Origin of the sequence: Streptomyces sp. NPDC050759 (assembly GCF_044456945.1) — a bacterium.
GTDB lineage: Bacteria > Actinomycetota > Actinomycetes > Streptomycetales > Streptomycetaceae > Streptomyces.
Genome location: NZ_JBITGI010000019.1, coordinates 155,702 through 168,746 on the forward strand (window position 1 = coordinate 155,702; position 13,045 = coordinate 168,746).

The following is a 13,045-nucleotide window of genomic DNA, read 5'->3' on the forward strand; positions in this document are numbered from 1 at the left end:
CACAACGGACACCCTGGGAAAGGCAGATGCCGTGAGCAACGAAAGCCTGGCCAACCTGCTCAAGGAAGAGCGCAGGTTCGCACCCCCCGCCGACCTGGCCGCACACGCCAACGTCACGGCGGAGGCGTATGAGCAGGCCAAGGCTGACCGACTCGGTTTCTGGGCCGAGCAGGCCCGCCGACTGAGCTGGGCCAAGGAGCCGACCGAGACCCTCGACTGGTCGAACCCGCCGTTCGCCAAGTGGTTCAAGGACGGCGAGCTCAATGTGGCGTACAACTGCGTCGACCGGCATGTCGAAGCGGGGAACGGTGACCGGGTCGCCATCCACTTCGAGGGCGAGCCCGGCGACAGCCGCGCGATCACCTACGCCGAGCTCAAGGACGAGGTCTCCAAGGCCGCGAACGCCCTGCTGGAGCTGGGAGTGCAGAAGGGCGACCGGGTCGCCGTCTACATGCCGATGATCCCCGAGACCGCCGTCGCGATGCTCGCGTGCGCCCGGATCGGCGCCGCGCACTCCGTGGTCTTCGGCGGCTTCTCGGCGGACGCGCTCGCCACCCGCATCCAGGACGCCGACGCCAAGGTGGTCATCACCACCGACGGCGGCTACCGGCGCGGCAAGCCGTCAGCTCTCAAGCCGGCCGTCGACGAGGCCGCCAACAAGGCGGGCAACGTCGAGCACGTGCTCGTGGTCCGCCGTACCGGCCAGGAAGTCGCCTGGAACGACGACCGCGACCTGTGGTGGCACGAGATCGTCGAGCGGCAGTCCGCCGAGCACACACCCGAGCCCTTCGACGCCGAGCAGCCGCTCTTCATCCTCTACACCTCCGGCACGACGGGTAAGCCGAAGGGCATCCTGCACACCTCCGGCGGTTACCTCACCCAGACCGCGTACACCCACCACGCCGTCTTCGACCTCAAGCCGGAGACCGACGTCTACTGGTGCACGGCCGACGTCGGCTGGGTCACCGGGCACTCGTACATCGTCTACGGCCCGCTCGCCAACGGCGCCACCCAGGTCATGTACGAGGGCACCCCGGACACCCCGCACCAGGGCCGCTTCTGGGAGATCGTGCAGAAGTACGGGGTGACGATCCTCTACACGGCGCCCACAGCCATTCGTACGTTCATGAAGTGGGGCGACGACATCCCCGCGAAGTTCGACCTCAGCAGCCTGCGGGTGCTGGGGTCCGTGGGTGAGCCGATCAACCCCGAGGCGTGGATCTGGTACCGCAAGCACATCGGCGCCGACCGGACACCGATCGTGGACACCTGGTGGCAGACCGAGACCGGCGCGATGATGATCTCCCCGCTGCCGGGCGTGACCGCGACCAAGCCCGGTTCCGCGCAGACGCCACTGCCCGGCATCTCGGCCACCGTGGTGGACGACGAGGCTCAGGAAGTCCCCAACGGCGGGGGCGGCTACCTCGTCCTGACCGAGCCGTGGCCGTCCATGCTGCGCACCATCTGGGGCGACGACCAGCGCTTCCTCGACACGTACTGGTCGCGCTTCGAGGGCAAGTACTTCGCCGGTGACGGCGCGAAGAAGGACGACGACGGCGACATCTGGCTGCTCGGCCGCGTCGACGACGTCATGCTGGTCTCCGGCCACAACATCTCGACCACCGAGGTCGAGTCCGCGCTCGTCTCCCACCCGTCGGTCGCCGAGGCCGCCGTCGTCGGTGCCGCGGACGAGACGACCGGTCAGGCCATCGTCGCGTTCGTGATCCTGCGCGGCACGGCGAACGCCGAGGACGAGAACCTCATCGCCGACCTGCGCAACCACGTCGGCGCCACCCTCGGCCCGATCGCCAAGCCCAAGCGGGTCCTGCCGGTGGCCGAGCTGCCCAAGACCCGTTCCGGCAAGATCATGCGCCGTCTGCTGCGGGACGTGGCCGAGAACCGCCAGCTCGGTGACGTGACCACGCTGACGGACTCGACGGTCATGGACCTCATCCAGGCCAAGCTGCCGGCAGCGCCCAGCGAGGACTGACCGACTCCTTCAAAAAGGAGGGGCGCCCGGCGCGAGAACGCGCCGAGCGCCCCTTTTAGCTAAACTAAACAAAACAGCGTGACCCTCATGGTGTGCCGGGAAGTCTGGTCGGCGAACAGCTCAGCCCTGCCCACCGACCGGAGGTCTCCCCCATGTCCGCGCCCCCTCGCAAGGTCCTCGGACGCCTTTCTCTCCCCGAGCGGACCTTCGTCGCGGACGCACTGCGCACCGAGACGGTCGGCGGTGTGCTGCTGCTCATCGCCGCGGTCACCGCTCTCATCTGGGCGAACGTCCCCGCGCTGCACAGCAGTTACGAGAGCGTCAGCCACTACCATCTGGGCCCCGCGGCCCTGGGACTCGACCTGTCGGTCGAACACTGGGCCGCCGACGGACTCCTCGCGATCTTCTTCTTCGTGGCCGGCATCGAGCTCAAGCGCGAACTGGTCGCCGGTGACCTGAAGGACCCCAAGGCGGCCGCGCTGCCCGTGGTCGCCGCCCTGTGCGGTATGGCCGTACCGGCGCTCGTCTACACGCTCACCAACCTCACCGGCGGCGGCTCCCTGGCCGGCTGGGCCGTGCCCACCGCCACCGACATCGCCTTCGCGCTGGCCGTGCTCGCCGTCATCGGCACCTGGCTGCCGAGCGCGCTGCGCGCCTTCCTGCTGACCCTCGCCGTCGTCGACGACCTCTTCGCGATCCTGATCATCGCGGTCTTCTTCACCGCCGACATCGACTTCGCCGCGCTCGGCGGCGCGGCCGCCGGCCTCGCCGTCTTCTGGTTCCTGCTGCGCAAGGGCGTGCGCGGGTGGTACGTCTACGTCCCGCTCGCACTGGTGATCTGGGCGCTGATGTACAACAGCGGGGTCCACGCCACCATCGCGGGCGTCGCGATGGGCCTGATGCTGCGCTGCAGCACGCGGGAGGGCGAGGAGCACTCCCCGGGCGAGCACATCGAGCATCTCGTACGGCCGCTCTCGGCGGGCCTGGCCGTCCCCCTGTTCGCCCTCTTCAGCGCGGGTGTCTCCGTCTCCGGTGGCGCGCTCGGCGACGTCTTCACCCAGCCGGAGACGCTCGGCGTGGTGCTCGGGCTGGTCGTCGGCAAGGCGCTCGGCATCTTCGGCGGGACGTGGCTCACGGCTCGCTTCACCCGGGCCTCGCTCAGCGACGACCTCGCGTGGGCCGATGTGTTCGCGGTGGCCACCCTGGCCGGCATCGGCTTCACCGTGTCGCTGCTCATCGGGGAGCTCGCCTTCGCCGGCGACGCCACGCTGACCGACGAGGTCAAGGCCGCCGTCCTCCTCGGCTCGCTCATCGCGGCCACTCTCGCGACCGTGCTGCTGAAGCTGCGCAACGCCGAGTACCGCAGGCTGTACGAGGCCGAGGAGCGCGACGAGGACCTCTCCGGCATCCCGGACATCTACGAGGAGGACGACCCGGCGTACCACCTGCGCATGGCGGCCATCCACGAGCGAAAGGCCGCCGAGCACCGCCGGATCGCCGAGCTCAAGAGCGCCGAGCGGCTTGCCGAAGTAGCGGGCGGGGCAGGCGAGGAGGACGACCGTCGGGCATGATCTGACGGGACGGTACAAAAGACACGCCCCACACAAGAGTCCCAGTGAATAGGGAGAGACCGCGATGAGCGCACCCGACGGCAGCCCGGTCGGCGCCGAACGCAGCATCGGCCAGCTGTTCGCCTCGGCGACGACCGAGATGTCTGCGCTGGTGCACGACGAGATCGCGCTGGCGAAGGCGCAGCTCAAGCAGGACCTCAAACGGGGCGCGACGAGCGGCGGCGCGTTCAGCGCGGCCGGCGCGGTCCTGCTGTTCTCCCTGCCGATGCTGAACTTCGCGCTGGCGTACGGCATCCGGACCTGGAGCGACTGGAACCTCGCGGTCTGCTTCCTGCTGTCCTTCGCGGCCAACGTCCTCGTCGCGCTCGTCCTCGCGCTGATCGGCGTCGTCTTCGCGAAGAAGGCGCAGAAGAGCAAGGGCCCGCAGAAGGTCGCCGCGTCCATGAAGGAGACGGCGGGCGTGCTCCAGAACGCCAAGCCCCACCCGCGCCCCGACGACACCAAGGTCCTGGAGGAGCGGGTCCGCAACACGAAGGCCATCGAGGCTGTGGCACGCTCGTCGTCATGACCGATCCCGCCAGTCCTTCGGCGCAGCAGCCCGCCACTCTCGTACGGCCCGACGGTCCCTGGACGCACCGGGACGTGGCCGCCAACGGCGCGCGCTTCCACATCGCCGAAGTGGGCGACGGACCGCTCGTGATGTTCCTGCACGGCTTCCCCCAGTTCTGGTGGACCTGGCGCCACCAACTGGAGGCGCTCGCCGACGCCGGCTTCCGGGCCGTGGCCATGGATCTGCGCGGGGTCGGCGGCAGCGACCGCACGCCGCGCGGCTACGACCCCGCCAACCTGGCCCTCGACGTCACCGGCGTGATCCGCTCGCTCGGCGAGCCGGACGCCGCCCTGGTCGGCCATGACCTGGGCGGCTATCTGGCGTGGACGGCGGCCGCGATGCGTCCCAAGCTCGTACGACGGCTCGCGGTCTCCTCGATGCCGCATCCCCGGCGCTGGCGCTCGGCGATGCTGGCGGACGTGAAGCAGACCCGCGCCGGCTCCTACATCTGGGGGTTCCAGCGGCCCTGGGTCCCGGAGCGGCAGCTGACCGCCGACGACGGCGCGCTGGTCGCCGAGCTGATCCGGGACTGGTCAGGACCGCGGCTGCCGGACGACAAGGCGGTGGAGACGTACCGCCAGGCGATGTGCATCCCCTCGACGGCGCACTGTTCGATCGAGCCGTATCGCTGGATGGTGCGTTCGATGGCCCGTCCCGACGGGATCCAGTTCAACCGGCGCATGAAGCGCCCCGTCCGCGTGCCGACTCTCCACCTGCACGGCTCGCTCGACCCGGTAATGCGCACGCGCAGCGCCGCCGGGTCCGGGGAGTACGTCGAAGCGCCGTACCGGTGGCGGTTGTTCGACGGTCTGGGGCACTTCCCGCACGAAGAGGACCCGGTCGCCTTCTCGACGGAACTGATCAACTGGCTGAAGGATCCCGAACCCGATCGGTGACCGTTTCGTCGCGTCCGGTACCGGGACCTGAACACCTGTCCTACGAACGGCCACTTGCCCGGCGCATAGGCCAATTGGGGGGCGTGGGGGCGGTTATCGACCTTGGGGCAGGGGCACACGTCCGGGTATGGGCTGGACGCACGACTACAGTGACGCAGCACGCAATCGACGCTCCGGCGGTGGCCTGAGCTCCCACCATCAGGGCGGTGCCCCGCAACTGCCGGGCGGCACGGACCTGAGGGTGGGCATCCCGCGCATCCTGCGCCGCCGGGCCCGCTGGGTCTCGGTACGCCTGCGTCACCCCCGAGGCTGACGCGCCCTCGTCCTGACACCCCTCACAGCGCGCAGCTGTCGCTGTCCACCTGCTGGTTCGCGGTGCGCCCCTTGACGATGTCCTCCTGGATCTCGTCCGCGGTGAGCGCGTACCCGGTGTTGGCGTCGTCGAGCGACTTCGCGAAGACCACGCCGTACACCCTGCCCTCCGGGGTGAGCAGCGGACCGCCGGAGTTGCCCTGGCGGACGGTCGCGTAGAGGGAGTAGACATCGCGGCTGACGGTGCCCCGGTGGTAGATGTCCGGTCCGTGGGCGTCGATGCGCCCGCGCACCCGCGCGGAGCGGACGTCGTACGAGCCGTTCTCCGGGAAGCCCGCGACAATCGCGCTGTCCCCGCTGGCGGCGTCCTGGGACGTGAACCGCAGCGCGGGCGCGTCCAGATCGGGCACGTCCAGGACGGCGATGTCGCGCTGCCAGTCGTAGAGGACGACCGTGGCGTCGTACTTCCTGCCCTCGCCGCCTATCTGGACCGTGGGCTCGTCGACGCCGCCGACGACATGGGCGTTGGTCATGACGCGGCGGTCGCCGAAGACGAAGCCGGTGCCCTCCAGGACCTTGCCGCAGCTCTGCGCGGTGCCCATGACCTTGACGATGGAGCGCTGGGCCCGGGTGGCGACCGCGCTGTGGGCGAGCTTGGGGTCGGGCGGCTGGACCTCCTTGATGGGCTCGTTGGAGAACGGGCTGAAGACCTGCGGGAAGCCGTTCTGCGCGAGGACCGAGGTGAAGTCCTTGAACCACGTGTCGGCGGCGCCCGGCAGCGCCTCCTGCACGCCCAGGAGCACCTTGGAGCTACGGACCTCCTTGCCGACCGTCGGCATGGTGGTCTGGGCGAGGGCGGAGCCGATGAGCCAGGCGACCAGGAGCATCGCGAGGACGTTGACGAGGGCGCCGCCGGTCGCGTCCAGGGCGCGGGCCGGGGACCAGGTGATGTACCGGCGCAGCTTGTTGCCGAGGTGGGTGGTCAGGGCCTGGCCGACGGAGGCGCAGACGATGACGACGACCACGGCGACGACGGCGGCGACCGTGCCGACCTCCGCGTGGTCGGTCAGCGCGTCCCAGACGACCGGGAGGGTGTAGACGGCGACGAGACCGCCGCCCAGGAATCCGATCACCGACAGGATGCCGACGACGAAGCCCTGGCGATAGCCGACGATCGCGAACCACACGGCGGCGACCAGCAACAGGATGTCCAGCACGTTCACCGGTTCGAGCCTCGCCTCATCACTTCGCGTTCACCACAGGTCGGCCGGCCGGGGACTGTCCCCCGGGAAGACACAGCACGGACGCCACCCTGTCATGCGCGCCAGTCGAGCGGGACCTGCTTCTCGCGGTCCCAGGGGCGCTCCCAGCCCGCGTAGTGCAGGATCCGGTCGATGATCCCGGCGGTGAAGCCCCAGACAAGGGCCGATTCGACCAGGAATGCCGGGCCTCGGTGTCCGCTGGGGTGGACGGTCGTCGCACGGTTGCCGGGGTCCGTGAGATCCGCCACGGGAACGGTGAAGACGCGGGCGGTTTCATTCGGATCGACGACCCCGACCGGGGTCGGCTCGCGCCACCAGCCCAGCACCGGGGTCACCACGAAGCCGCTGACCGGGATGTACAGCTTGGGCAGCACGCCGAACAGCTGCACGCCGGAGGGGTCGAGCCCGGTCTCCTCCTCGGCCTCGCGCAGGGCGGCCCGCAGCGGCCCGTCGCCATGGGGGTCGCCGTCCTCCGGGTCGAGCGCGCCGCCGGGGAACGACGGCTGCCCGGCGTGCGACCTCAGCGAGCTCGCCCGCTCCATGAGCAGCAGCTCGGGGCCGTGCTCGCCCTCGCCGAAGAGGATCAGCACGGCCGACTGCCGGCCCGCGCCGTTCGCCGGCGGCAGGAAGCGGCTCAGCTGCAGCGGCTCGACCGTCTCCGCGGCGTGCACCACCGGGTCCAGCCAGCTCGGCAGGCCGTCCTTGCTGAGCGTCACGCCCTTCGTATGGCTCGCCCGTGTCATCGCCACCCCCGTCGTCCTGCCCCGCTCAACGCCTGACGGGCCCTAGATCGTTCCGGCCGGACCGCACGGGCAGCCCCGGCCTCACGATCGGGCCCGCCGACCCGTGCCGGCCCTCCCGGCCGCGCCGTCCGCATCCTCACTCGCCGGCCCCCAGCGGCGGTGCGGCCTTGCCGCCGGCGTCCAGATACGCCTGCGGCGGATTCAGCCGCTGCCCGGGGAAGCCGCCCTTCTCGTACTTGAGGAGCTTCTTCGCCTTCTCCGGGTCCGTCTCGCCCTCGCCGTAGGCCGGGCAGAGATGGGTGATGGGGCAGGCGCCGCAGGCGGGCTTGCGGGCGTGGCAGATGCGGCGGCCGTGCCAGATGACGTGGTGCGACAGGTCCGTCCAGTCGCTCTTCGGGAAGAGCGCGGTGACGGCGGCCTCGATCTTGTCGGGATCGGTCTCGTCGGTCCACTGCCAGCGCCTGACCAGCCGCATGAAGTGCGTGTCGACGGTGACGCCGGGCCGCCCGAAGGCGTTGCCGAGGACGACGAAGGCGGTCTTGCGGCCCACACCGGGCAGCGTGACGAGGTCCTCGAGCCGCTCCGGGACCTCACCGCCGAAGTTCTCCACGAGGGCCTTGGACAGCCCTATCACCGACTTGGTCTTGGCCCGGAAGAACCCGGTCGGCCGGAGGATCTCCTCGACCTCCTCGGGGTTGGCCGCGGCCAGATCCTCGGGGGTCGGGTACTTGGCGAACAGCGCGGGGGTCGTCTGATTGACCCTCAGGTCGGTGGTCTGCGCGGACAGGACCGTCGCCACGATCAGCTGGAAGGGATTCTCGAAGTCCAACTCGGGGTGGGCGTACGGAAACACCTCCGCGAGCTCGCGGTTGATGCGCCGGGCGCGGCGGACGAGGGCGGTCCGCGACTCGTTCCGCGGGGACTTCGCGGCGACCGTCTTCGTGGCCGAGGCCTTCTTCACCGGGGCCGCCGCCTTCTTGGGAGCGACGGTCGCCTTCTTCACGGCGGCGGCCTTCCGCACGGGAGCCGCTTTCTTCGCCGAAGTCCTCTTCTCCACCGGAGCCTTCCCTGCCGCTTTTGCCGTTTTCTTTCCGCCCCCGGCGCCCTGTTCGCCCACAGCGGAATCTCGACGTGCAACCACCCGTCCAGCCCCCTTGGCCTGTGCTCTCACCGGCGTTTTGGACACCCGGCCAGCCTAGGGCCCGGCACTGACATCCGCCCCGGACCTCGGGGACCGGCCCCCAATTGGACCCCTGCCGCTTACCCCGGGACATGTGTGCGGCATCCTTGTGACAGATCACACTGTTTGGACCGTCCGGCAAAATGGGCACCGGGTTCCCCTGGTACCAAGGGGGAACAAGATCCCCTGAGCAGGTCGACAAGGAGAGAACTCGTGGACGACGTCCTCCGGCGCAACCCGCTCTTCGCGGCACTCGACGACGAGCAGTCCGCGGAGCTCCGCGCCTCCATGAGTGAGGTGACCCTCGCGCGCGGCGACTCGCTGTTCCACGAGGGCGACCCGGGAGACCGGCTCTACGTCGTCACCGAGGGCAAGGTCAAGCTCCACCGCACCTCCCCCGACGGCCGCGAGAACATGCTCGCCGTGGTCGGCCCCGGCGAACTCATCGGCGAACTGTCCCTGTTCGACCCGGGCCCGCGCACCGCGACCGCCACCGCGCTGACCGAGGTCAAGCTGCTGGGCCTGGGCCACGGCGACCTCCAGCCCTGGCTGAACGCCCGCCCCGAGGTGGCCACCGCGCTCCTGCGGGCCGTCGCCCGCCGTCTGCGCCGCACCAACGACGCGATGTCCGACCTGGTCTTCTCGGACGTCCCCGGCCGCGTGGCCCGCGCCCTGCTCGACCTCTCCCGCCGCTTCGGCGTGCAGTCCGAGGAGGGCATCCACGTCGTCCACGACCTCACGCAGGAGGAGCTCGCCCAACTGGTCGGCGCCTCCCGCGAGACGGTCAACAAGGCCCTCGCGGACTTCGCCCAGCGCGGCTGGCTGCGCCTGGAGGCCCGCGCGGTGATCCTCCTGGACGTCGAGAGGCTCGCCAAGCGCTCGCGCTGAGCGCGGATCGTCGTACGACTTCGAAGGGCCCTGCCGCACGCCAGGGCCCTTCTCGTACCACCAGGGGTGGGCATCCGCGAGAGTGGGCCTCGGCGGCGGCGGCTGGACATCGCAGGAGAGGCCGACCTCCGCGACAAGCCGCCGACCCAGGGCGCGTCGGCGTCACCGCCCTCGGCCCGGCCATGGACACGGTCGCCTGGAACCGGCCCCAGCACCGGGACCGGCTCGGCCTCCTCAGGCGGGGAGGCGCGATCTCGACCCCGCCGACGGCCGGTCATGGCGCACCGCCAGCCGGGCGGTGTCGGATCCGGCCTGCCCGCCCGCCGCATCGGCCACCGCCTGCGCGGATGTCCCACCACCAACCCCGTGCCGAACATGCGGACTCGGCGCAGCCACGACTACGGACCGGCACCACCGACCACGGAGCCGCGCGAGGCCGCCCGAGCGGAGGACATCACCCCGCCTGCGCGTCTTCCACCGGCTTCCCACCGGTTCCCACCGACAGGGACCGCGTTCGGCCCCACACGGCCCGCCCAGGGCCGTAAATGAGCTGTGCCCGGGCCCGCCCCCGGGCACAGTGATCCCATGGCCGCCGAAACCGTTCCCCCCGCCGCCCGCAAGGGGCTCGACGCCCAGGGCTACATCGAGCGCGAGGGTTCCCTCGGACGGATCCCGCAGCCCTTCCGCCCGGTCGTCGCCGCCGCCCGCGACCGCGTGCTGGACCTGTTCGGGCCGAGGCTGCACAGCGCGTATCTCTACGGCTCGATCCCGCGCGGCACCGCGCGGGTGGGCCGCAGCGACCTCGACCTCCTGCTCGCCCTGCGGGACGAACCGACCGACGCGGACCGGGAGGGCGTACGGGAGCTCGGGGAGGCGCTCGACAAGGAGTTCCCGCAGATCGACGGTGTCGGAACGCTGCTGTACAGCCGGGATGTCCTGCTGAGCGAGCCGGAGCGGCACGACCTGGGCTGGTTCGTGGCCTGTCTGTGCACCCCGCTGCTCGGGGACGACCTGGCGGAGTACCTCCCCCGCTACCGCCCCGACGCCCTCCTGGCCCGCGAGACGAACGGCGACCTCGCCCTCCTGCTCCCCCGCTGGCGCGAACGGATCGAGGCGGCGGACTCGGACGAGACCCGGACCCGCCTCGTCCGCTTCATGTCCCGCCACCTGGTCCGCACCGCGTTCACCCTGGTCATGCCCCGCTGGAACGGCTGGACGAGCGACCTGGGAGAGATGGCGGAGGTCTTCGCCGCGTACTACCCGGACCGCGCCGACCGGCTGAGAACGGCGGCCGCCCTGGGCCACGCTCCGACCGCCGACACGGCCGTACTGCGCGCGTACGTCGACGACCTGGGCCCCTGGCTGGCAGCCGAGTACACGCGCGTGCACGGCACGAAGACCCCTAGATGAGCCCGTGCTCCTCCAGATACTCCAGCTGGGCCCGCACCGACAGCTCGGCGGCGGGCCAGAGCGCCCGGTTCACATCCGCGTACACATGTTCTACGACGGCACCGGGCGTGCGGTATCCATTCTCCACGGCCGTCTCGACCTGGGCGAGCCGATGGGCCCGGTGGGCGAGATAGAACTCGACGACACCCTGGGCATCCTCCAGGACGGGCCCGTGTCCCGGCAGGACGGTGTGGACGCCGTCGTCGACCGTCAGGGACCTCAGCCGCCGCAGCGAGTCCAGATAGTCGCCCAGACGGCCGTCGGGATGGGCCACGACGGTCGTGCCACGCCCGAGGACGGTGTCACCGGTCAGGACGGCCTGATCGGCCGGGAGATGGAAGCACAGCGAGTCGGCGGTGTGCCCGGGAGTGGGCACGACCCTGAGCTCCAGCCCACCCACGCGCACCACGTCCCCGGCGCCGAGTCCTTCGTCCCCCAGCCGCAGCGCCGGGTCGAGGGCCCGCACCTTGCTGCCGGTCAGCGCGGCGAAGCGGGCGGCGCCTTCGGCGTGGTCGGGATGGCCGTGGGTGAGCAGCGTGAGCGCGACACGCTTGCCGGCGGCCTCGGCGGTGTCGACGACAGCACGCAGATGCCCCTCGTCGAGCGGACCGGGGTCGACGACGACCGCCAGCGCCGAATCCGGCTCCGACAGGATCCAGGTGTTGGTCCCGTCCAGGGTCATCGCGGAGGCGTTGGGCGCGAGGACGTTGACGGCCCGCGGGGTGGCGGGGCCCGAGAGGACCCCGCCCCGCGGCTGGCCGGGGAGGGCTGCGGCGTCGGTCATGCGGAGGCTCCACCGGTCGGGATGTGTTTGGTGAACTCGTCGTGCCCCGGCCAGGACAGCACGATCTCGCCGTCCACCAGCCGGGCCTGCGCGAGCACAGGGGTCAGGTCACGGTCGGGCGCGGCGGCGAGCGCGTCGGCGGCGGTGCCGTACGCGGTGAGCTGCCGCAGCGTGGCGATGGTGGGCGGCATCATGAGCAGCTCGCCCTTGTCGTAGCCGTCCGCCGCGTCCTGGGGCCGGATCCACACCGTACGGTCGGCCTCGGTGGAGGCGTTGCGGGTGCGCTGCCCCTGCGGGAGGGCGGCGACGAAGAACCACGTGTCATAGCGGCGGGGTTCGAACTCGGGCGTGATCCAGCGCGTCCAGGCCCCGAGCAGATCCGACCGCAGCACGAGCCCCCGACGCTCCAGGAACTCCGCGAAGGACAGATCCCGCGCCACGAGAGCGGCCCGGTCCGCCTCCCACTCCGCGCCCGTGGTGTCACCGACCACCGACTCGGGCGTCGGCCCGGCGAGCAGGACGCCCGCCTCCTCGTACGTCTCCCGCACGGCCGCGCAGACGATCGCCTGGGCCGTCGTCTCGTCCACCCCGAACCGAGCCGCCCACCACGCGCGCGTGGGGCCCGCCCAGTGAATGTGGTGCTCGTCGTCACGGGGGTCGACTCCGCCGCCGGGGTAGGCGTAAGCGCCTCCCGCGAAGGCCATGGAGGCCCGCCTGCGCAACATGTGCACAACGGTTCCGGAGGGCCCGTCCTTCAGCAGCATCACCGTGGCGGCGCGTCTGGGCGCGGCCGGCCGAAGCGAGCCGTCCGCGAGCGCGCGGATGCGGTCCGGCCATTCCGCTGGGTACCACTGCCCGTTTGCCATGGGCGGAGGCTAACTCTTGCAGAGCGGATGTTCGAGGGGCGCCTATGGGTGTGCCGGGTCAGGTTGCCGGGCGGCGGCCGGCCGGTGAGGGCTGGCCGCGCACTTCCCCGCGGGCCGCATGCGCGGGGCTTGGGCCGGGCGCCTACGGGGGTGCCGGGACGGGTTGTCGGGCGGCTGCGGGCCGGTGGGGACTGGCCGCGCACTTCCCCGCGGGCCGCATGCGCGGGGCTTGGACCGGGCGCCTACGGGGGTGCCGGGTCAGGTAGTCGGGCGGCAGCGGGCCGGTGGGGGCTGGCCGCGCAGTTCCCCGCGCCCCTAGGGAGCTGCAGTCACCCGCACCACGACGGACCGTCGACCACCTCGCGCGCCGCAACGGGCCGCAAGCCGCGTACGGCGCGCAGGGGCCGGGGTGGGGGGTGTCCGCCCGCAGCGGCCGGCGTCCGTCACCGAGCCCTGTTAAAGCAGCCGAGCCGCCGGACCGAGGACGGACACCC

12 protein-coding genes are annotated in these 13,045 nt (G+C 71.3%); 7 read left to right on the plus strand and 5 right to left on the minus strand.

Features of this window, described 5'->3' with window-relative positions; genetic code table 11:
- The first annotated feature begins 31 nt into the window (after positions 1-31).
- The 5 genes from acs (at position 32) to ACIBJB_RS39725 (ending at position 5,380) form a co-directional block, all read left to right on the plus strand.
- Positions 32-1,990, plus strand: coding sequence for an acetate--CoA ligase (gene acs / locus ACIBJB_RS39705; protein ID WP_398938457.1), 1,959 nt, complete (start codon positions 32-34; stop codon positions 1,988-1,990).
- A gap of 152 nt (positions 1,991-2,142) precedes the next feature.
- Complete coding sequence (gene nhaA, locus ACIBJB_RS39710; protein WP_398938459.1) at positions 2,143-3,561, plus strand: Na+/H+ antiporter NhaA; 1,419 nt, start codon at positions 2,143-2,145, stop codon at positions 3,559-3,561.
- A 64-nt stretch (positions 3,562-3,625) separates the two neighbouring features.
- On the plus strand, positions 3,626-4,129 hold the full coding sequence (locus tag ACIBJB_RS39715) for a phage holin family protein (RefSeq protein WP_280863383.1): 504 nt from the start codon (positions 3,626-3,628) through the stop codon (positions 4,127-4,129).
- On the plus strand, positions 4,126-5,067 hold the full coding sequence (locus ACIBJB_RS39720; protein ID WP_398938462.1) for an alpha/beta fold hydrolase: 942 nt from the start codon (positions 4,126-4,128) through the stop codon (positions 5,065-5,067). Before ACIBJB_RS39715 ends, ACIBJB_RS39720 begins: the two co-directional genes overlap by 4 nt.
- A gap of 127 nt (positions 5,068-5,194) precedes the next feature.
- Positions 5,195-5,380 carry a hypothetical protein gene (locus ACIBJB_RS39725; RefSeq protein WP_079072518.1) on the plus strand — a complete coding sequence of 62 codons (186 nt, stop codon included), beginning with the start codon at positions 5,195-5,197 and terminating at the stop codon, positions 5,378-5,380.
- A gap of 22 nt (positions 5,381-5,402) precedes the next feature.
- Here ACIBJB_RS39725 and ACIBJB_RS39730 read toward each other — a convergent pair whose 3' ends face one another.
- The 3 genes from ACIBJB_RS39730 to nth form a co-directional block, all read right to left on the minus strand.
- Positions 5,403-6,602, minus strand: a complete 1,200-nt coding sequence (locus ACIBJB_RS39730) for a MarP family serine protease (RefSeq protein ID WP_398938465.1) — start codon at positions 6,600-6,602, stop codon at positions 5,403-5,405.
- 92 nt (positions 6,603-6,694) lie between these two features.
- Positions 6,695-7,384: an NUDIX hydrolase gene (locus ACIBJB_RS39735; RefSeq protein WP_398938480.1), complete on the minus strand. Its 690-nt coding sequence runs from the start codon at positions 7,382-7,384 to the stop codon at positions 6,695-6,697.
- 136 nt (positions 7,385-7,520) lie between these two features.
- Complete coding sequence (nth, locus tag ACIBJB_RS39740) at positions 7,521-8,441, minus strand: endonuclease III (protein WP_398938467.1); 921 nt, start codon at positions 8,439-8,441, stop codon at positions 7,521-7,523.
- 336 nt (positions 8,442-8,777) lie between these two features.
- On the opposite strand from nth, the gene ACIBJB_RS39745 reads away from it, so the two are divergent.
- Entirely contained in the window at positions 8,778-9,452 is a 675-nt protein-coding gene (locus tag ACIBJB_RS39745) for a Crp/Fnr family transcriptional regulator (RefSeq protein ID WP_015658871.1), read from the plus strand.
- 585 nt (positions 9,453-10,037) lie between these two features.
- Positions 10,038-10,862, plus strand: a complete 825-nt coding sequence (locus ACIBJB_RS39750; protein ID WP_398938469.1) for a nucleotidyltransferase domain-containing protein — start codon at positions 10,038-10,040, stop codon at positions 10,860-10,862.
- Here the strand turns inward: ACIBJB_RS39750 and ACIBJB_RS39755 are convergent.
- Entirely contained in the window at positions 10,855-11,685 is an 831-nt protein-coding gene (locus ACIBJB_RS39755; protein ID WP_398938471.1) for an MBL fold metallo-hydrolase, read from the minus strand. The genes ACIBJB_RS39750 and ACIBJB_RS39755 overlap by 8 nt on opposite strands.
- Complete coding sequence (locus ACIBJB_RS39760; RefSeq protein WP_398938473.1) at positions 11,682-12,551, minus strand: NUDIX hydrolase; 870 nt, start codon at positions 12,549-12,551, stop codon at positions 11,682-11,684. The genes ACIBJB_RS39755 and ACIBJB_RS39760 overlap by 4 nt, the downstream gene beginning before the upstream one ends.
- Positions 12,552-13,045 lie beyond the last annotated feature (494 nt).

Coding starts and splice junctions, on each gene's coding strand:
- nhaA (WP_398938459.1), top strand. CDS start 2,143: ATGTCCGCGCCCCCTCGCAAGGTCCTCGGACGCCTTTCTCTCCCCGAG.
- ACIBJB_RS39715 (WP_280863383.1), top strand. CDS start 3,626: ATGAGCGCACCCGACGGCAGCCCGGTCGGCGCCGAACGCAGCATCGGC.
- ACIBJB_RS39720 (WP_398938462.1), top strand. CDS start 4,126: ATGACCGATCCCGCCAGTCCTTCGGCGCAGCAGCCCGCCACTCTCGTA.
- ACIBJB_RS39725 (WP_079072518.1), top strand. CDS start 5,195: ATGGGCTGGACGCACGACTACAGTGACGCAGCACGCAATCGACGCTCC.
- ACIBJB_RS39735 (WP_398938480.1), bottom strand. CDS start 7,384: ATGACACGGGCGAGCCATACGAAGGGCGTGACGCTCAGCAAGGACGGC.
- ACIBJB_RS39750 (WP_398938469.1), top strand. CDS start 10,038: ATGGCCGCCGAAACCGTTCCCCCCGCCGCCCGCAAGGGGCTCGACGCC.
- ACIBJB_RS39755 (WP_398938471.1), bottom strand. CDS start 11,685: ATGACCGACGCCGCAGCCCTCCCCGGCCAGCCGCGGGGCGGGGTCCTC.
- ACIBJB_RS39760 (WP_398938473.1), bottom strand. CDS start 12,551: ATGGCAAACGGGCAGTGGTACCCAGCGGAATGGCCGGACCGCATCCGC.